A 19996-nucleotide genomic window follows, 5' to 3' on the forward strand; every position below is an offset into this window, starting at 1 on the left:
TGTATAATATCGACCGCATGCATCACATATCGTTCTTTTCCTGTCCCATCTATAACTCCTGCTACAAAATCCTTGTCGTCTCTTTATATTTCTTGAGATGAAAAAACGGTCAGTTTAATTTTCTCGCCTTTTTTTAATTCCAGCTCTTTTGTTTCTAGCCTTGTTTTTGCGTTTAATGGCTGAACTACATCTAGTTCTTCTCCTTTTTTGATATTTTGTTTTAGTTTTGTAACTGCTAAGTTTGTCCCGATCCTTTTTGCGGTATATTCTTTCAAATCCATTGTATATTCTGTCTCTTCTTCTGGAAGATCCTCTTCTATTTCCGTTGCCCAGACTGTTTCTACATAAATTTTATGATAGCCGATCGTGCTTAGAATAATTACCGCAACGACCACGAAAGATAATCCTATACAAAGGAATGTTCCTGCCATTACATTCCTTGTATTTTTGTTTTCAATTGATTTAATTCTTAAAATTCGTGTCTTTAATTGACTTTTGTCTTCTCCTAATGCTGCGCACAGATATGCTCCTTTTGCAAATGGTGATATTCCGATTTCACAGATTGTTGTAAAATATCTTTTTTTGCTTTTCATAATTGTGATTGATTCTAAATCGCAGTATGTTTCATTCCAGCTGTCTACATCCATATCTAATTGTTTTACTAATGGATTCCACCAATGAATGACCCTTACAAGTCCGCATAACTGTTTCCACAAAATATCTTTATGCTTACAGTGAATCAACTCATGGATGCATATAATCTTTAATTCTTCTTTGTTATATTCTCTTTCTGGAAGCAAAATCATCGGTTTTAGAAATCCGCAAATAATCGGTACCGCCAATCCATATACAGCTTTAATTTCTATATTTCTACGAACACCTACTTCTTCTTTCCATTGATTCTTGCAATCTAAAATAGATCTGCTGCATACACATGCCCTCTTTCGTAATTGATTCATTTGTGCCTGAATACGTATTGTTTTCAGTATAGCTTTTAAAAATCCAATCGTCCAAATGATTCCTACAACAAAAAATACCCATCCTACCAATGGAGACAGTGCAAACATTGTATAATCTTCTTCATATACATAATAAATGAAATAGATCAATACAATTACGATTGGCATCAGAAATGATAAAACTGCTCCTCTTAAAACAGTAATGCACATACTGATCAATCCTTTTCGCTCTAGTTGTTGCCTTATCTTGCGAAAGCAAAGATACGAAATACTTCCCACCAAACCATTCAGCAGTATCATACTGATGACATAAATATATATTTTTTTAATCATCCAAATCATTGATCAAATCCTTTAATTCTTCTTTCTCTTCTTTTGATATTGTGTGTGTTAACGTCTGAACCAATTCTTTCATCGACCCATCATGCCAGAAATCCTTCATCAATTCCATCTGTTCTTCACGATACATTTCTTCTGTGATCTTTGCTGTGATATAGCTGTAATTGCCTTTCACTTGTGTATCTACAAATCCTTTTTTCTTTAATTTTGTGATATATGTCTTTACTGTGCTTCTTGTATATTTCCTATCATATACTTGATCTAGATAATCAATAATTTCATATACCGTAATCCCATCCCCAAGTTTCCAAATACTTTTCATGATAAGTATTTCTACTTCTGATAATTCTATTAATTTCATTGTTCTTCCTTCCATCTAAACTGGTTATTATTATAACCATTATATAAATCAAGCTTGTCTTTGTCAAGATTAGTGATAATTATAACGAATTTGTATACAAAAACTATCTTTGATTTTTCACTTTTGTCTTTTTCTCAGCCTTCGCATATCCATTTTTATTGACTCATACATATTCAACACGCTAAAAAAGCCAAATAAAAAATCCGACCCAAGGAAGTCTGGTCAGATTTTCTAGCTTTGTTATGTTTTGTTTTTGTTTTATGTTAGTTAGTCTTAACTAACTGTTATTATAATATCCTATCCTGGATGTTTTGTCTACCTTTATTTTTGAGAAACTTTCTCAATACCAAGGATCTTTTCTGCCTTTGCTACAGCTTCTTCGCTTGGCGGATTTACGCCTTCTAATGGGTATTTTATCCCTAATTTTTCCCATTTAAAGAGTCCAAGTGTATGGTATGGCAAGATTTCCACTCTCTTAACTGTCTTTAGTCCATCGATGAAATGTTTTAAGTCTGCTAGTCCTTTTTCATCGTCTGTTAAATCTGGCACTAGCACGTGACGGATCCACAGATCTACTCCGAGGTCTGAGATTTCCTGTGCCATTGCTAAAATATTACTATTTGGACAGCCTGTCAATTTCTTATGTTTTTCCTTGTCCATTTCTTTTAAGTCTAGAATGACAAGGTCAGTGTATTTCATTAATTCTAACCATTTGCTGTGAAATGGTTCTTCTTTTGTATATGGATTAGCAGAGGTATCAAGTGCAGTATGGATTCCTTCTCGTTTTGCCAATTTAAAAAATTCGATCAAGAACTCGATCTGTAGAAGGGGTTCTCCACCGCTGACTGTAATTCCTCCATCACTTCCCCAGTACATGCGGTAACGCAAAGCCCTCTTTAAGAGGGCTTCTGCCTGCCAGTCTTCACCGCAGTTTTCCTGCCAAGTCTCCGGATTGTGACAATATTTGCATCTCATCCGGCAGCCTTGCATGAAAGCGATAAACCGCACACCGGGACCATCCACGAGACCAAAAGTCTCGATGGAATGGATTTTTCCGGTTATTTTTTCATTCATAGTTTCATTCCACTAATTACATTGTTGCATGGCATGTTCTGGAAATAACGTCCATCTGCTGTTCTCTTGTTAAGTCGATGAACTTAACTGCATATCCAGATACACGGATTGTAAAGTTTGCATATTCTTCTTTTTCAGGATGTTCCATCGCATCGATCAGTTTTTCTTTACCAAATACGTTTACATTTAAGTGGTGAGCTCCCTGATCAAAGTATCCATCCATAACATTTACAAGATTGTTGATCCTTTCGCCTTCTTCATGTCCTAATGCATCTGGGTTGATCGTCTGTGTATTAGAAATACCATCTAATGCCCATTCATATGGAAGTTTAGCTACAGAGTTTAAGGATGCTAATAATCCGTTCTGTTCTGCACCATAACTTGGGTTTGCTCCTGGTGCTAAAGGTTCTCCTGCTTTTCTACCATCTGGCATTGTTCCTGTTGCTTTTCCGTATACAACGTTAGATGTGATCGTAAGGATAGATGTTGTAGGCTCAGAGTTTCGATATGTGTGATGTTTTTTGATCTTAGCTAAGAATGTTCTTAACAGCCATACTGCGATATCATCAGCTCTGTCATCATCGTTTCCGTATTTAGGGAAGTCTCCTTCGATCTCATAGTCTACAACTAATCCATCTTCATCACGGATTGCTTTTACTTTTGCATATTTGATCGCACTTAAAGAGTCAACTGCATGAGAGAATCCTGCGATTCCTGTTGCAAATGTTCTTTCAAGTTCTGTATCCATTAATGCTAATTCCGCTGCTTCATAGTAATATTTGTCATGCATATACTGGATCAAGTTTAATGTGTTCACATAAAGATCTACTAACCAGTCCATCATAACATCATATTTCTCCATGACTTCGTCATAGTCTAAATATTCAGACATGATTGGTTTGTAAGAAGGTCCTACCTGCTGTTTTGATTTGCAGTCCACACCACCGTTGATCGCATATAATAAGCATTTTGCAAGGTTTGCTCTTGCACCAAAGAACTGCATTTCCTTACCAGTCTTAGTTGCAGATACACAGCAACAGATTGCATAATCATCTCCCCATACTGGTTTCATAACATCATCATTTTCGTACTGTATAGAACTTGTACGAATAGAGATATCAGCTGCATATTTCTTGAAGTTTTCTGGAAGATCAGAAGAATATAATACCGTGATGTTTGGTTCTGGAGATGGTCCCATGTTCTCTAATGTATGCAAGAAACGGAAGTCAGTCTTTGTAACCATGGAACGTCCATCCACGCCGATACCAGCAAGGTCAAGTGTTGCCCATACTGGGTCTCCTGAGAATAACTGGTTGTAAGAAGGAATTCTTGCGAATTTTACCATTCTGAATTTCATTGTTAAATGATCGATCATTTCCTGAGCTTCTTCTTCTGTGATGATTCCTTTGTCAAGGTCACGCTGGATATAAATATCAAGGAATGTAGCGACACGTCCGATACTCATGGCAGCTCCATTCTGAGTTTTGATTGCTGCTAAATATCCAAAGTACATCCACTGGATTGCTTCTTTTGCAGTTTTCGCTGGTCTTGAAATGTCAAATCCATAGATCTTAGCCATTTCTTTCATACCTTTTAATGCTTTTTTCTGTTCTGCGATCTCTTCACGAAGACGGATCACATCATCTGTCATCACACCGCATCCACAGTTTGCAAAATCATTTTCTTTTTCTTCTAATAAGTAGTCGATTCCGTATAAAGCAACACGACGGTAGTCACCTACAATTCGACCACGTCCATAAGTATCTGGAAGACCCGTGATGATCTTGTTATGTCTTGCTTTTTTCATTTCTGGTGTGTACGCATCGAAAACAGCTGTGTTATGAGTCTTTGAATATTTTGTAAAGATTTCATGCAATCTTTCGCTTGGTTCATAACCATAGTTACGACAAGATTCTTCTGCCATTTTGATACCACCATATGGCATAAATGCACGTTTTAATGGTTTGTCTGTCTGAAGACCAACGATCTGTTCTAAATCTTTTGTTTCTTCGCTGATATAACCAGGTCCATGAGAAGTTAAAGAAGATACGATATCTGTATCCATGTCAAGAACTCCACCTTTTTTTCGTTCTTCTTTCTGAAGTCCCTGTAAGATACCCCATAGCTTATCTGTTGCTTCTGTAGATCCTGCAAGGAAGCTTTCGTCTCCATCATAAGGTGTGTAGTTTTCCTGGATGAAATCTCTTGTATTGATTTCTTCCTTCCAGATTCTACCTTTAAATCCTTCCCATTCTTCAAACTGTTTCATTTTGAAAACTCCTCCATTTCTTTTGGATTAAAATTATTATAAAAACTCCTTTGGTTAGCTCTATCTAACTCAATTACATTATAGCAAAAATAAAATTGAATACAATATACTTAACCGATAAACTTTCTCGTTAAATAAATAACAACTCCTGTTTTTCATATTTTTTTGCATACAAAAACAGTATATGGTCCAAAAAATTATACTTCAGACCATATACTGTTTTTTCATGTTCAATGACTATATAAAGAAACTTTTTAGTGATGGAATAATCTGATTCCTGTAAATGCCATTGCCATGTTGTACTTATTACAGCAGTCAATGACAGCGTCATCTCTTACAGATCCACCTGGCTGTGCGATGTATTTTACACCACTCTTATGTGCTCTCTCAATGTTATCAAAGAATGGGAAGAATGCATCAGATCCCAATGTAACATCTGTTAATTTATCTAACCATTCTCTCTTTTCTTCCTTTGTAAAGACCTCTGGCTTCTCAGTGAAGATGTTTTCCCATGCTCCGTCTGCTAAAACATCCATGTATTCATCTCCAATGTAAAGATCGATCGCATTATCTCTGTCTGCACGACGGATTTTTTCTTTAAATGGCAGGTTCATAACTTTTGGACACTGTCTTAACCACCAGTTGTCTGCTTTCTGTCCTGCAAGTCTTGTACAATGCACACGTGACTGCTGCCCTGCTCCGATTCCGATCGCCTGTCCGTCTTTTACGAAACATACAGAGTTAGACTGTGTGTATTTTAATACGATCAAAGAAATCTTCATATCGATCAATGCTTCTTCTGGAATCTCTTTGTTCTCAGTCACGATATTAGATAATAATTCATCATCGATCGGAAGTTCCTGTCTTCCCTGTTCAAATGTAACACCAAATACCTGTTTATGCTCTAATGGTGCTGGTGTATAGTTCTCATCGATCTTGATGATGTTATAGTTTCCGTTTTTCTTTGCTTTTAAGATTTCCAGTGCTTCATCTGTGTATCCTGGTGCGATCACTCCGTCAGATACTTCTCTCTTGATCAGACGTGCTGTATCTGCATCACATACATCAGATAAAGAAATAAAGTCACCAAATGAAGACATACGGTCTGCACCTCTTGCTCTGGCATATGCACATGCTAATGGAGATAAATCTCCCATATCATCTACCCAGTAGATCTTCTTTAAGGTATCAGACATTGGACGTCCTACAGATGCTCCCGCAGGTGATACGTGTTTGAAAGAAGTTGCAGCAGGAAGTCCTGTTGCTTTCTTTAATTCTCTTACCAGCTGCCATCCATTAAATGCATCCAAAAAGTTGATGTACCCTGGTCTTCCGTTTAATACTTCAATTGGAAGTTCACTTCCGTCTGCCATGTAGATTCTTGATGGTTTCTGGTTTGGATTACATCCGTACTTTAATTCTAATTCCTTCATTTTTCTTCTCCTTTGATCTGCTGATTGACTGATTATTTGTTCTTATTTACGATTCTTGTCTCATATTCTCCTGTTGCAATATCAATATAACGTACAAACAGAGATACTTTGTTGTCATCGTTTAAGCTGTTCCAAAGTGTATTTGTGAAGTCATCGATATCTTCTTCGATTGCTACTAATTTAGGTTCTCCTTCAAAACTTGGAAGTGGATTCCCATCATGCATATATGTGTGGATAAAACGTCCTTCTCCTGCGATTGGATTTTCATATGTATATGTAAATCGATTGCAACTTTCTGGATTTCCATTGTTACTCTTTAAAATAGACATTGCATAGTGAAATGTCCCATCTTTAATCTTCATCAGACCAGAAATTCTTGGTGTATAGTTTGGTCCGTCTGGTTCAAACTCACGACTTCTTAAAGATTCTTCAAAGGTAAGTCCCTTTTCTCTTCCTTCATATACTGTGTCTGTCTGATCCCCGTTCGTAACGATCGTCTCGTCTCCAAGAACACGAACTGGTGCATAAATGATCAGGCTTGGATCTTCTAGTTTAGCAGGATCAAATGCCTGTGTGCGAATTCCTTCCCCTTCTTCTACAAAGACACGATTACGGCTATTCTCACTGCGTCCCATGATAAAGTATGCAGTGACCGCTTTCTTCCCATCTTTGGATCTTCCGATGACGATTCCTCGTCCTGGGTAAGCATTTTCCTTTAATTCCTGAGCAAGAGCTAACTTCTTCATTGGTCTTAAATCTCCTTCTTTTGAAAATCTTGTTTTTTTATTTCTTCTATTGTATATAAAAAATGGATTGAATACAAGAAAAAACTAACAATTATAAAATAAAGGGCAGGTTTCCTATATATTTTTGTAACACTGTCCTTTATTTCTATCATTTTTTACATAGTTATGCTTTTTTATTTTACAATCCTTCTTATAGCAAGCAACTCCATAAGGTAGAAATTCCGCATAATTTATTATTTTAACATACAAAAAAGAATGGAACATCAATCCCTGACATTCCATCCTTTTTCTTATTTTATATTCAAAAATTACATTCTCTTGATTCGTTCAATAGCTTCGACTGTATTCTCATAGTTACCGAACGCTGTAAGTCGGAAGTATCCTTCTCCGCTTGGTCCGAATCCTGATCCTGGTGTTCCAACGACGTTGGCATCTTCTAACAGATGATCGAAGAATTCCCAAGATGTCATGTTGTCTGGTGTCTTTAACCAGATGTATGGTGCATTGACACCACCAGATACTGTGTATCCTGCATCCTGTAATCCGTTAAAGATTACTTTTGCATTGTTCATGTAGTATCCAACCTGTTCTTTTAACTGAGCTTTTCCGGCTTCAGAGTAAACTGCTTCTCCAGCTCTCTGTACGATGTATGGAGCTCCGTTATATTTTGTTCCGTGACGTCTTGCCCATAACGCATGTAACTGTGTATCTCCACATTTTAAATCTTTAGGGATAACAGTATATCCTAAACGAACTCCTGTAAATCCTGCGTTCTTAGAGAAACTCTTTAATTCGATCGCACATGTTCTTGCACCTTCACATTCATAAATTGTATGTGCAACGTTATCTTCTGAGATATATGCTTCGTATGCTGCATCATAAATGATCACGCATCCGTTTTTGTTTGCATAGTCTACCCATCCCTGTAACTGGTCTTTTGTGATTGTTGATCCAGTTGGATTGTTAGGGAAGCAAAGGTAAATGATATCTGGCACTTCGCTTGGGAAATCTGGTGCGAAGTTATTCTCTGCTGTACATGGCATGTAGATAACATCGCTCCATGTTTCTGTTGCTTTATCATATGTTCCGGCTCTTCCTGCCATAACGTTTGTATCTACATATACTGGGTATACAGGGTCACATACGGCAATCTTGTTATCCTGTGCAAAGATTTCCTGAATATTTCCAGAATCACATTTTGCTCCATCACTTACAAAGATTTCATCTGCTTTGATATCTGCTCCACGATCCTGATAATCATTCTTTGCGATTGCATTTCTTAAAAATTCATATCCAAGGTCTGGTGCGTATCCGTGAAATGTTTCTGCATGTCCCATTTCATCTACTGCTTTGTGTAAAGAGTCAATGATCGCTGGTGCCAGAGGCTGTGTTACGTCTCCAATTCCTAAACGAATAATATTTTTGTCAGGGTTTGCCTCGGAATATGCATTTACTTTTTTCGCAATTGTAGAAAATAAATAACTTCCAGGCAGTTTCAAGTAATTGTCGTTAATTTTAAACATAAATTCCTCCTAGTTTTGATATGTTAATGATTCTTTAATCATCTTTGCCATTTCGATAAGACCCACTCCACTGTTCATGCTTCTTTGTTGTATATATGCGTGGGCTTCACTCTCTGTAATCTGATTATTCTGCATCAGTAATTCTTTGACTTCTTCCAGAAGACGGACTTCTTCTCTCGTACGTTGTTTTGGACGTTGTTTTCTTCGTCTTTGCTTCTCAGAAATTTCGGTAACGATCTCTCTCGTTTTCTCGACTAATTCATACCCTTTTAACGGCATCGAAAGTCCTATGACATTCGGATACACGCAGTCATCTAAATATTGGCGAGAAGCGATCAGCAACATCTTGACCTCTTCAGAAAGATATTCTCTTAATTCACTGTAGATCATATCGGAACATTTGTATCCGCAGACGACTAGTCCTTCTTCAACACCTTCCATACGCTGGACTACCTGTGCACCCGTTGCACATACAGCGGTCACTTCAAAACCACTTCTTACCAGAAGATTCCTAATGCTTCTGGCGACTTCTTGTTTCGGGAATAAAACGATGACGTTTACCAAGCTTCTCACCTCCCGTATCATGTATATATCAATCATTAGATCTTGTATAAATAACGATCGACTTCCCATTGTGATACGAACTTCTGATAAGACTCCCATTCAGCACTCTTAGCTTCAACATACTTGTTAAAAATATGATCTCCTAAAAGTTCTTTCATATAAGTGCTTTGTTTGAAAATCTCAAGAGCTTCTTTCATGTCTCTTGGCAGTGTATTAATCCCTGCTTCTTGTTTTTCTCCCTCAGCCATCTCATACTGATTCTTCATGGAACCTTTTCCTGGTGTTAATTTGCGCTTGATCCCATCTAATCCTGCTGCAAGGCTGACTGCCAGTGCAAGGTAAGGATTCGCAGCAGAATCAGGGCTTCTAAATTCAAGCCTTGTTCCGCTTCCACGGGCTGCTGGTACTCTGATAAGTGGACTTCTGTTCGATGGTGACCACGAAACATCCACAGGTGCCTCATATCCTGGCACGATTCTCTTATAAGAGTTTACCAGTGGATTTGTAATCAGGCACATCTCATTTGCATGTTCCATAACTCCAGCCATGAAGTGAAAAGCCTCCTCACTGATTCCAAGATTATTCTTAGAATCAGCAAAAATATTCTTTCCATTCTTCCATAAAGACATGTTAAGATGCATTCCTGAACCGTCCACTCCAGTGATCGGTTTTGGCATAAAACTTGCATAAAGTCCATGTCTTTTAGCAATATATTTTACGATGAATTTAAATGTGAGGATGTTATCGGCCGTTCTTAAGGCATTGTCATACTTAAAGTCGATCTCATGCTGTGCTGGTGCAACTTCATGATGAGATGCCTCGATCTCAAATCCCATATCTTCAAGATTCAAGATCATATCTCTTCTGGCACTTTCTCCTAAATCTAACGGAGCTACATCAAAATATCCGGCTTTCTCATGAGAAACCGTCGTTGGGCGGCCTTCTTCATCTGTGTGGAATAAGAAAAATTCACATTCCGGACCGACGTTAAATTTATAACCCATTTTCTGGCACTCAACCATCACTCGTTTTAATACATTTCTTGGATCTCCAGCAAATGGAAGTCCATCTTGTCCGTATACATCACAGATCAATCTTGCCACGCGGTTTCCTCCCGCATTCCACGGGAAGATTGCAAAGCTGTCAAGATCTGGATATAAATACATATCTGATTCTTCAATACGGACAAATCCATCTACACTAGATCCATCAAATGTACACTTATTATCCAACGCTTTCTCAAGCTGTCTTGCGGTGATCGCGACGTTCTTCATTGTTCCGAACAAGTCAGAAAATTGTAGTCTGATAAATTCGACATCATTTTCTCTGACGAGGTCTATCACATCCTGTTTTGTGTATCGACCCATAACATCACTCCTTCTTACTTCTTAATTAAATCTGTGCGATATCAACTACGCTGAGCTGATCTCTGTTTCCTGTTTCCAAACTAGTCAGTAGAGCATCTGCCGTATCAAGACTTGTAAGGCATGTTACTCCTGTTTCAATCGCGTAACGGCGGATCAGGAATCCATCTCTGCTTCGACCTACACCCTGAGATGGTGTATCAATGACTAAATCAATTTTATCATCTAAAATGAGATCTAGCAAGTTTGGAGATTCTTCTTCTAATTTATTAATCTGTTTTGCATGAACTCCAGCTTCATTTAAGACTCTGCAAGTGCTCTTTGTTGAGAAAATCTCATATCCTAATGCTTCAAATCTGCGTCCAATATCAATCGCATCGATCTTATCGGAGTCTTTCACTGTTAAGATCATCTTCTTATATTTTGGAAGATTGACTCCAGCTCCTAAGAACGCTTTATATAATGCTTCATGGAAGTTCTTAGAAATACCTAAGCACTCACCTGTAGATTTCATTTCAGGTCCAAGGCTGATCTCTGCTCCTCTTAATTTTTCAAATGAGAAGACAGGTTTCTTCACTGCATAGTATTCAGATTCTTTCTGAAGTCCTGGTTCATATCCAAGATCTCTGATCTTTGCCCCTGTGATCACTTTCGCTGCTAATGCTACGATCGGAATACCTGTTACTTTACTGATATAAGGTACAGTACGGCTAGATCTTGGGTTTACTTCGATGACATATACTTCATCATCTGCTACGATAAACTGAATGTTGATCAGTCCGATAACGTGTAATGATTTTGCAAGTTTTCTTGTATATTCTGCGATGATTCGTTTAATCCTGTCTGTTAAATTAATAGATGGATATACGGAAATGCTGTCTCCTGAATGGATTCCGGCACGTTCCACATGTTCCATGATTCCTGGGATCAGAATATCTGTTCCATCACAAACAGCATCAACTTCGACTTCTTTACCAACCAGATATTTATCGATCAAGATTGGATGTTCCTGCTCGTAACGGTTGATAACTTCCATAAATGCCGTGATATCTTCATCAGATACCGCAATCTGCATTCCCTGTCCACCAAGTACATAAGAAGGTCTTACAAGCACTGGATATCCAAGTTCATGTGCAACTTTGATTGCTTCTTCGCATGTAAAGACTGTTGTTCCTTTTGGTCTTGGGATACAGCATTCTTCTAAGATCTCGTCAAATAATTCTCTATCTTCAGCTGCATCTACATTTTCAGCACTTGTTCCAAGGATTGGTACTCCCATCTTCATCAGTGCTTCTGTTAATTTGATCGCTGTCTGTCCACCGAACTGTACGACTGCACCGTCTGGTTTCTCAAGATCTACGATACTTTCTACATCTTCTGCTGTTAATGGCTCAAAATAAAGTTTATCAGCAACATCAAAGTCTGTAGAAACTGTTTCAGGGTTGTTGTTTACGATGATTGTCTCGTATCCTTCTTTGCTTAATGCCCATACACTGTGTACAGAACAGAAGTCGAATTCGATACCCTGTCCGATACGGATTGGTCCAGAACCAAGTACCATGACTTTTTTCTTTCCTGATGTTTCTTCGACTTCATTTTCTCCGTCATAGCAAGAATAGTAGTAAGGTGTTGCTGCATCAAACTCAGCTGCACATGTATCTACCATCTTGTAAGATGCATGAATATTATATTCATTTCTTAATTCTTTGATCTCACGTTCTGTCTTACCTGTTAAGCTTCCGATCACTTTATCTGGGAATTCTAAACGTTTTGCTTCCTGTAATAAAGCTTTATCTAATGTATCGGCTTGTGCTAATTTCTTTTCCATCTCAACTAAGACTGCGATCTTATCTAAGAACCAGCGGTCAATCTTTGTGATGTTAAAGATCGTATCATAGTCAAATCCACGACGAATTGCTTCTGCGATCACATAGATACGAAGGTCGTCGATCTTTTCAAGTTCTTTTAATAATTCATCATCTGTTAATTTATCGTAATCACCGAAAATTAAGCTGTCTACATGCTGCTCTAAGGAACGGATGGCTTTCATTAACGCCCCTTCAAAGTTTGTTCCAATACTCATAACTTCTCCAGTTGCTTTCATCTGAGTTGTCAGAGTACGTTTTGCATGAATAAACTTATCGAATGGAAGTCTAGGCATTTTCACTACACAATAGTCAAGCATTGGCTCAAAACTTGCATACGTTTTCTTTGTTACCGCATTTTCGATTTCATCTAATGTATATCCAATCGCGATCTTTGCTGTTACTTTCGCAATTGGGTATCCTGTTGCTTTGGAAGCTAAGGCTGAAGAACGGCTGACACGAGGGTTTACCTCAATAACGCAGTATTCAAAGCTGTCTGGATTCAATGCGTACTGTACGTTACATCCACCATGAACATCTAATTCTGTGATGATGTTTAATGCAGATGTACGAAGCATCTGGTATTCTTTATCTCCTAAAGTCTGAGATGGAGCTACTACGATACTGTCTCCTGTATGAACACCAACTGGGTCGATGTTTTCCATGTTACAGATTGTAATACATGTTCCATTTTCATCACGCATTACTTCGTATTCGATTTCCTTCCATCCACCGATGTAACGTTCTACTAATACTTCACCTACACGGCTTAGACGAAGACCATTCTCAAGGATCGTCTCTAATTCTTCCTGGTTATGGGCGATTCCTCCACCACTTCCTCCAAGTGTATATGCTGGACGAAGTACTGCTGGATATCCGATCACTTTAGCGAATTCCACACCATCTTCTACTGTTTTAACAACCTGTCCTGCGGCGATCGGTTCCCCGATCTTTTCCATTGTCTGCTGGAATTCTAAACGGTCTTCTGCTTTTTTGATCGTAGATGGAGATGTACCGATCAATTTCACTCCGGATTTTTCAAGGTATCCGCTCTCTACTAATTCCATGGCCAGATTTAAGGCTGCCTGTCCACCAAGTGTTGGAAGGATACTGTCTGGTTTTTCTTTTTCAATGATCTTTTCGATGACAGAAGCTGTTAATGGCTCGATATATACTTTATCTGCAATGTCTTTATCTGTCATGATCGTTGCAGGGTTTGAGTTTACTAAGACTACTTCCACTCCCTCTTCCTGAAGTGCTCTACAAGCCTGTGTTCCTGCATAGTCAAATTCTGCTGCCTGTCCAATAACGATCGGTCCTGATCCGATTACAAGTACTTTCTTTATATCTTCTCTCTTAGGCATTTTTTGCTCCTTTCATTCTATCCATAAATTCATCAAATAAGTAAGCTGTATCCTGTGGTCCAGGGCATGCTTCTGGATGGAACTGAACTGTTCGAATGTTTTTATTTTTATAGTCTAATCCTTCGATTGTTTTATCATTTACATTAATAAAGGAAACTTCTGCAACATCTGGATCAATTGTTTCTTCCTTGATCACATATCCGTGGTTCTGAGAAGAAATATAAACTCTTCCGCTCTTTAAGTCTTTCACCGGATGATTTCCTCCACGATGTCCCCAACGCATTTTTTCTGTGTCTGCACCTGTTGCAAGTGCCATCAACTGATGTCCTAAACAGATTGCAAAGATAGGTACCTCGCTGTCATATAATTTCTTGATCTCTTTGATGATCTGTACACATTCTTTTGGATCTCCAGGTCCGTTTGATAACATGATACCGTCTGGCTGATCTCCTAAGATTTCTTCTGCTGTTGTATCTGCTGGATAAACTGTTACATCACATCCACGTTTTTCTAAAGAACGAATAATATTATTCTTTGTTCCAAGGTCTAATAATGCAACTTTAAATCCATCTCCATTGAAATGTTCTTTTTCTGTTCTGGAAACAGTTTTTACTGCATCTGTTACTGTATATTCTTTTAATTTTGGAAGGATTTCATCTAAATTGAAATCAGGATTTGTGGTGATCATTCCACCCATGCATCCATGTTCTCTTAAAATCTTTGTGATAGCTCTTGTGTCAACACCACAAATACCTGGAATGTCATGTTCTTTCAGATAATCTTCTAAGTCTTCTTCTCTTCTGAAGTTGCTTGAAGTTCTTGAGATTTCTCTTACGATAAAGGCTGAGTGCCAAGGTTTTTCAGATTCGATGTCCTCTAGACATACTCCATAATTTCCTATCAGTGGGTAAGTCATTACGACTCCCTGTCCCTGATAGGAAGGATCTGTTAATACTTCTAAATAGCCTGTCATGGAAGTATTAAATACGACTTCACAGATCACTTCTTTTTGGGCTCCAAAACTTTTTCCCTCAAATACGTGTCCGTCTTCCAATATCAAAAATGCGTTCATGTAATTTTTCCTCCTAAAAAGTCTCTTTCATAGGGTTGTATTTTGTCAGGAAGAACTAACTTCCTATTTATAAAATAAGAGTTTTGCCAAAACCCTTGATTTTATATAAAAAAAAGAAATACCCTAAAATAAAAATTACAAAGCTAAGTATTGGAAATTCAGCGATCTTGTCCTTCCAATACCCAAGTTATTTTTTATTTCAGAAATATTTCTCTACAAATTGTAAAAATTTTATCATATATTTTTTGTCGTTGCAAGTACTTTTTTGTATTTTTATATGTTTTTTTCTTTATGCATCCGCTCTTCACTCTCTCTTTTAGAAAAAACACATCCGCAGAAATTCTGACGATACAAATTATATTCTTTCGATAATTGAATAGATCTCTGATAACCACCTTTCTTTTTAAAATCAGATGGAAGAAATCTAACTCCTGCTAATTCTCCTGCTTTCTGTCCAAGTTCATTCAGCCATGCAGCATTTTTTAATGGACTAATCGTAAGGGTTGTTGTGAAATAATCATATCCACCTTCTTGGGCAAGTTTTGCCGCCTGATCCAATCTTAATTTGTAACAACGATAACATCTCTTACCACCTTCTGGTTCCTGTTCATAGCCCTTTGCCATATCAAAAAAAGTCTGCGGGGCATATCCAGCATCGATCACTTTAATAGGAAGATTCATTTCACTGACCAGACGCTGTTGTTCGTGGACTCTTTTTTCATACTCTTCTTTGGAGTCGATATTTGGATTGTAGTAGTCAATGGTGATATCAAAATATTGGGAGAGATATTCCATGACATAGCTGCTACATGGCGCACAGCAACTGTGGAGTAATAGGGTTGGTTTGGTTTCTCCTAAGTTTTCGATTACTTTATCTAATTGTTTTTGGTAGTTTATTTTGTTCATTGGCTGTCTCTTTCTGATTTTGTTTTTTACTGTTTTCTTTCTATTATACTAGTATTTATATAAAAAGAAAACACCGGCAGTTAATTGTTAGCACTCTTTTTTCATGAGTGCTAATTTTTACTTGACTTTTATCAACTTTGGTTCTACAATACTCTTTGTAAAAGTTCTATTTGGCATAGAACACTTGATTAAGATCATAATATTTTTAGATAAAGGAGTGTACAAATTATGGCAGAAACAAAGGGAACTCTTTCCATTAACAGCGATAATATTTTCCCAATCATTAAGAAATGGCTTTATTCCGATCACGATATTTTCTTCCGTGAATTAATCTCTAACGGATGTGATGCCATCACAAAATTAAAGAAATTAGATATGATGGGAGAATACAATTTCCCAGAAGGACATAAAAACAAAGTTGAAGTTATCCTTGATCCTGAGAAGAAAACTTTAAAATTCATCGATACTGGTCTTGGTATGACTGCTGATGAAGTTGAAAAATACATCACTCAGATTGCATTTTCTGGTGCAACTCAGTTCTTAGAACAGTACAAAGACAAAACAGAAGGTGACCAGATCATCGGACATTTTGGTCTTGGTTTCTATTCTGCATTTATGGTAGCGGACGAAGTTACGATTGACACTCTTTCTTATAAAGAAGGAGCAGAACCTGTTCACTGGACTTGTGATGGTGGTACAGAATACACAATGGCAACAGGTACAAAAGAAACGGTTGGTACAGAGATCACTTTATTCTTAAATGAAGAAAGCACAGAATTCGCAAATGAATACCGTGCAAGAGAGATCATCGAGAAATACTGTTCTTTCATGCCAACAGAGATTTTCTTATCTGTAGAAGGTGCCGAACAAGAATTTGAGACAATCCCAGAAGATCAGGTAAAAGACGATGATGTCGTTGTAGAACACATCCATGAAGATGCAAAAACTGAAGAAAAAGAAAACGAAGACGGTACAAAAGAAACTATAGAAGTTTCCCCTGCAAAAGATCTTGTTAAGATCAATAAACGGCCTGTTTCTTTAAGTGATACACATCCTCTTTGGAATAAACGTCCAAATGAATGTACTGATGAAGAATACAAAAACTTCTATCACAAAGTCTTCCATGACTTTAAAGAACCATTATTCTGGATCCACCTAAACATGGATTACCCATTTAACTTAAAAGGTATCCTTTACTTCCCTCAGATCAATACAGAATATGATTCTATCGAAGGAACAATTAAATTATATAACAATCAGGTATTTATCGCCGATAACATCAAAGAAGTCATTCCTGAATTCTTAATGTTATTAAAAGGTGTGATCGATTGTCCTGACCTTCCACTGAACGTATCAAGAAGTGCTCTTCAGAACGATGGATTCGTGAAGAAAATTTCTGATTACATCACAAAGAAAGTTGCTGATAAGTTAACTGGTATGTGCAAGACAGACCGTGAATCTTATGAAAAATACTGGGATGATATCAGTCCATTTATCAAATTTGGATTCATCCGTGACCAGAAATTCGCAGATAAGATCAAAGATTACATCTTATTTAAGAATATGGAACATAAATATGTAACATTAAGCGACCTGGTTCCAGCTCCTGCAAACGATGATGATGTGACAACTTTATACTATATCACAGATGAAGTTCAGCAAAGCCAGTATATCAATATGTTCAAAGAACAGGATATGGATGCTGTCATTTTAAATCATAACATTGATTCTGCATTTATCACACAGATCGAACAGCAGAATCAGCATATCAAATTTAAACGTATCGATGCGGATGTCGAAGATGCCCTTAAAGAAGATGTAGATGAAAAAGAATTAGATGAAATCAAGACTTCTTTAACTGACCTGTTTAGAAAGACTTTAAACAAAGAAAACCTTGAAGTTCACGTTGAAAAATTAAAAGATGCAAAGATTTCTTCTATCATCACTTTATCTGAAGAAAGCAGACGTATGCAGGATATGATGAAGATGTATGCAATGCCTGGTATGGACCCTAATATGTTTGGTGCTCCTGCACAGGTTCTGACTCTAAATGCAAATAATACACTTGTGAAATATCTGTTTGAGCATGGAGATGCCCAAAATGCAAAGATTATTTGCGAACAGCTGTATGATCTTGCCATGTTAAGTCATACAACATTAGCTCCTGAAGAAATGACAAAATTTGTTCAGAGAAGTAATGAGATTATGGAAATGATCACGAAATTTTAATTTGTAGTTGGCCAACTGTAGATTTTGAGTATATGATAAAAAATAAATAAACGATCGGAAGAGCAGCTAGAGAATTTTTCTCACGTTTTTTACAGATCGCTGATCCGCCGGCTTTCCTTGCGTAACTCGCCTTCAATGATATTCAAACCAGAACTCTTTGAAGCTCAAACAACGCACCAAGCCGGCTGCGAATCCGTAAAAAACGTGGCAAAATTCTAATGCTGCTCTTCCGATCGTTTATTTATTTTTTATCATATACCAGAAGTCTAAAGTGTGGACAATTACAAGATTGAAAAACTTAAGTGGGTATGTATGTTAAACGGTATTGATTTCTAATCTATAAATGGTTCCTTCTTCACTCAGAAGAACATAAATTCTATGTGGCTGGAATTTTTTTGCTGGTGGTGCTGGGTAATAAGCATTTATAGCATACAAACAGGACCTGTCATCAAACAACAGGTCTTTTATATAGATGATTCACTTATGAAAAGACCAAGGGACTTTAATGTCCCTTATGCTTTTCTCTTTTCTTTTGCTGTTTCAGCTCAAACGTTCGTTGTTTTTTGGTCTCTTTTTTCTTGCGACTTTTCTCTTTACGCTTCTGTTTGTTCTGTTCCTGCTGTAATTTCAACACCTGCTGCGATTTTGTCCCAATGCCTGTTTCCAGCATCTGCTTTTTTGCTTCTCGATGCATCCGTTTCGGATTTCTTCTTAAATCCTTTACAACAGTTTCAACAGCTGGACTGAATTTCAAACGAAAATAGTGTTTTTGAATATATTCCTGCACTTCATAATCTTTTGGTTCTACACCAAACGTTACCTTCGCCACAGATAGTTTGCCGTCTTCCGTACGCTCAAATATGCCTACCCAAAATGGCTTTTCAAAATATACCGTCAGTTTTCCATTTGTTTTGTCCATAAGAATCCCTCCTAAAATTAATTAGGCAAAGAATGGACAACCCGGAGGGGCAGGTTACTTACCCTATTTACATAGGACGGCCGGGCTACCTACCGGCTCTGGTACATAAATGATTGTACGTTGCGTTTTTATCTTTGCATTTATAAGCTACTCTATCAGTAATAATACCATAAAATTTTCATTGTTGTATGAAAATTTTGCTTCTTTTTTATCTCTTCCTCATCTTTACAATTCTTCTGGATGGATATATAATATTTTGGAAATATTTTTAAGAAAGCTGGTTTTTTCATGTGTAGTAGGGATATGGATCGTTGGATCCATTTTAATATGGCAATCGTTGGGGGATTTCTTGGTGGTTTTGCGATTCTTAATCATCATGAACTCTTTGGTTCTGCGCAGACTTCGAATCTGATCTCTGTATTTGCAGATCTTGCTGGACACCCGGATGCGAATTTCTTTGTGCGACTTCTTGGTGTTTTTATTTATATGTTTGCATTATCACTGACGGTGATCTTACCAAAGTTTACAAGGCTGCATCTTCCTTATGTCAGTCTTTTTATAGATGCAATGGCAGCCTTGATCGTTGCTTTTCTTCCATCGGATCTGAATGATTTCATTGCCCTCTATCCGTTGTATTTTGCAATGGCAATTCAGTGGTGTTCCTTTAAGGGTGGGGATGGATTTACCTGCTCTACAATTTTTTCTACGAATAACCTGCGTCAGTTTACGACATCTATGACAGAATATCTTTGCAGTAAAGATCCCGACGCCTTAAGAAAATGGAAATTTTTCGCTTCTGTTTTGCTTTGTTTCCATTTTGGTGTTATCGTTTCTTATCTATCTTGCAAAAACTTTGGACATACTGGTTCTCTTGTATGTTTTCTGCCTGTTTTCAGTGGTTTTTGTCTTGTGTGGACGAGAAAACATTTTGTTGCAGTGAAACATTTTGTCTACAACTATCTGATCACACCAAAGAAAAGTTCAGCTTATACTACAGAAAGTGAGTAAT

General features: G+C 37.4%; 15 protein-coding genes. 2 read left to right on the forward strand and 13 right to left on the reverse strand.

The annotated features are described in order from the left end of the window. Positions 1 to 83: 83 nt before the first annotated feature. The 12 genes from QUE18_RS08915 to QUE18_RS08970 all read right to left on the reverse strand — a co-directional run bounded on the left by QUE18_RS08915 (position 84) and on the right by QUE18_RS08970 (position 15839). Complete coding sequence (locus QUE18_RS08915) at positions 84 to 1301, reverse strand: M56 family metallopeptidase (protein ID WP_009204451.1); 1218 nt, start codon at positions 1299 to 1301, stop codon at positions 84 to 86. Then, the gene (locus QUE18_RS08920) at positions 1285 to 1659 is read right to left on the reverse strand and encodes a BlaI/MecI/CopY family transcriptional regulator (RefSeq protein ID WP_008392006.1); all 375 of its coding nucleotides are present in this window, start codon (positions 1657 to 1659) and stop codon (positions 1285 to 1287) included. Before QUE18_RS08920 ends, QUE18_RS08915 begins: the two co-directional genes overlap by 17 nt. Positions 1660 to 1980: 321 nt before the next feature. Then, complete coding sequence (pflA, locus tag QUE18_RS08925; RefSeq protein WP_009204449.1) at positions 1981 to 2733, reverse strand: pyruvate formate-lyase-activating protein; 753 nt, start codon at positions 2731 to 2733, stop codon at positions 1981 to 1983. 16 nt (positions 2734 to 2749) lie between these two features. Further along, on the reverse strand, positions 2750 to 5002 hold the full coding sequence (gene pflB / locus QUE18_RS08930) for a formate C-acetyltransferase (RefSeq protein WP_009204448.1): 2253 nt from the start codon (positions 5000 to 5002) through the stop codon (positions 2750 to 2752). A gap of 254 nt (positions 5003 to 5256) precedes the next feature. Next, positions 5257 to 6435: a phosphoribosylaminoimidazolecarboxamide formyltransferase gene (locus QUE18_RS08935; protein WP_008392001.1), complete on the reverse strand. Its 1179-nt coding sequence runs from the start codon at positions 6433 to 6435 to the stop codon at positions 5257 to 5259. A 32-nt stretch (positions 6436 to 6467) separates the two neighbouring features. Next, positions 6468 to 7181, reverse strand: a complete 714-nt coding sequence (locus QUE18_RS08940) for an IMP cyclohydrolase (RefSeq protein WP_009204447.1) — start codon at positions 7179 to 7181, stop codon at positions 6468 to 6470. Between the two features lie 308 nt (positions 7182 to 7489). After that, positions 7490 to 8704 carry an LL-diaminopimelate aminotransferase gene (locus QUE18_RS08945; RefSeq protein WP_008391995.1) on the reverse strand — a complete coding sequence of 405 codons (1215 nt, stop codon included), beginning with the start codon at positions 8702 to 8704 and terminating at the stop codon, positions 7490 to 7492. Between the two features lie 9 nt (positions 8705 to 8713). Beyond that, positions 8714 to 9277: an ANTAR domain-containing response regulator gene (locus QUE18_RS08950; RefSeq protein WP_226796624.1), complete on the reverse strand. Its 564-nt coding sequence runs from the start codon at positions 9275 to 9277 to the stop codon at positions 8714 to 8716. Positions 9278 to 9303: 26 nt separating this feature from the next. Beyond that, positions 9304 to 10635: a type I glutamate--ammonia ligase gene (gene glnA, locus QUE18_RS08955; protein WP_009204445.1), complete on the reverse strand. Its 1332-nt coding sequence runs from the start codon at positions 10633 to 10635 to the stop codon at positions 9304 to 9306. Positions 10636 to 10660: 25 nt separating this feature from the next. Next, on the reverse strand, positions 10661 to 13861 hold the full coding sequence (gene carB / locus QUE18_RS08960) for a carbamoyl-phosphate synthase large subunit (RefSeq protein WP_009204444.1): 3201 nt from the start codon (positions 13859 to 13861) through the stop codon (positions 10661 to 10663). Further along, positions 13854 to 14933: a carbamoyl phosphate synthase small subunit gene (locus tag QUE18_RS08965; protein WP_009204443.1), complete on the reverse strand. Its 1080-nt coding sequence runs from the start codon at positions 14931 to 14933 to the stop codon at positions 13854 to 13856. Before QUE18_RS08965 ends, carB begins: the two co-directional genes overlap by 8 nt. A gap of 273 nt (positions 14934 to 15206) precedes the next feature. Further along, entirely contained in the window at positions 15207 to 15839 is a 633-nt protein-coding gene (locus QUE18_RS08970; protein ID WP_009204442.1) for an epoxyqueuosine reductase QueH, read from the reverse strand. A gap of 228 nt (positions 15840 to 16067) precedes the next feature. On the opposite strand from QUE18_RS08970, the gene htpG reads away from it, so the two are divergent. Next, positions 16068 to 18068, forward strand: coding sequence for a molecular chaperone HtpG (gene htpG / locus QUE18_RS08975; RefSeq protein ID WP_009204441.1), 2001 nt, complete (start codon positions 16068 to 16070; stop codon positions 18066 to 18068). A gap of 502 nt (positions 18069 to 18570) precedes the next feature. On the opposite strand, the gene QUE18_RS08980 is transcribed toward htpG, so the two are convergent. Continuing rightward, entirely contained in the window at positions 18571 to 18987 is a 417-nt protein-coding gene (locus QUE18_RS08980; RefSeq protein WP_008391986.1) for a YjdF family protein, read from the reverse strand. Between the two features lie 303 nt (positions 18988 to 19290). Here QUE18_RS08980 and QUE18_RS08985 point away from each other — a divergent pair, with 303 nt between their 5' ends. Beyond that, on the forward strand, positions 19291 to 19995 hold the full coding sequence (locus QUE18_RS08985) for a YoaK family protein (RefSeq protein ID WP_237968058.1): 705 nt from the start codon (positions 19291 to 19293) through the stop codon (positions 19993 to 19995). Position 19996: the final 1 nt, after the last annotated feature.

Origin of the sequence: Anaerostipes hadrus ATCC 29173 = JCM 17467, assembly GCF_030296915.1 — a bacterium.
Taxonomy (GTDB): domain Bacteria; phylum Bacillota; class Clostridia; order Lachnospirales; family Lachnospiraceae; genus Anaerostipes; species Anaerostipes hadrus.

Coding starts and splice junctions, on each gene's coding strand:
- QUE18_RS08915 (WP_009204451.1), bottom strand. CDS start 1,301: ATGATTTGGATGATTAAAAAAATATATATTTATGTCATCAGTATGATA.
- QUE18_RS08920 (WP_008392006.1), bottom strand. CDS start 1,659: ATGAAATTAATAGAATTATCAGAAGTAGAAATACTTATCATGAAAAGT.
- pflA (WP_009204449.1), bottom strand. CDS start 2,733: ATGAATGAAAAAATAACCGGAAAAATCCATTCCATCGAGACTTTTGGT.
- pflB (WP_009204448.1), bottom strand. CDS start 5,002: ATGAAACAGTTTGAAGAATGGGAAGGATTTAAAGGTAGAATCTGGAAG.
- QUE18_RS08935 (WP_008392001.1), bottom strand. CDS start 6,435: ATGAAGGAATTAGAATTAAAGTACGGATGTAATCCAAACCAGAAACCA.
- QUE18_RS08940 (WP_009204447.1), bottom strand. CDS start 7,181: ATGAAGAAGTTAGCTCTTGCTCAGGAATTAAAGGAAAATGCTTACCCA.
- QUE18_RS08945 (WP_008391995.1), bottom strand. CDS start 8,704: ATGTTTAAAATTAACGACAATTACTTGAAACTGCCTGGAAGTTATTTA.
- glnA (WP_009204445.1), bottom strand. CDS start 10,635: ATGGGTCGATACACAAAACAGGATGTGATAGACCTCGTCAGAGAAAAT.
- carB (WP_009204444.1), bottom strand. CDS start 13,861: ATGCCTAAGAGAGAAGATATAAAGAAAGTACTTGTAATCGGATCAGGA.
- QUE18_RS08965 (WP_009204443.1), bottom strand. CDS start 14,933: ATGAACGCATTTTTGATATTGGAAGACGGACACGTATTTGAGGGAAAA.
- QUE18_RS08970 (WP_009204442.1), bottom strand. CDS start 15,839: ATGAACAAAATAAACTACCAAAAACAATTAGATAAAGTAATCGAAAAC.
- htpG (WP_009204441.1), top strand. CDS start 16,068: ATGGCAGAAACAAAGGGAACTCTTTCCATTAACAGCGATAATATTTTC.
- QUE18_RS08980 (WP_008391986.1), bottom strand. CDS start 18,987: ATGGACAAAACAAATGGAAAACTGACGGTATATTTTGAAAAGCCATTT.
- QUE18_RS08985 (WP_237968058.1), top strand. CDS start 19,291: ATGGATCGTTGGATCCATTTTAATATGGCAATCGTTGGGGGATTTCTT.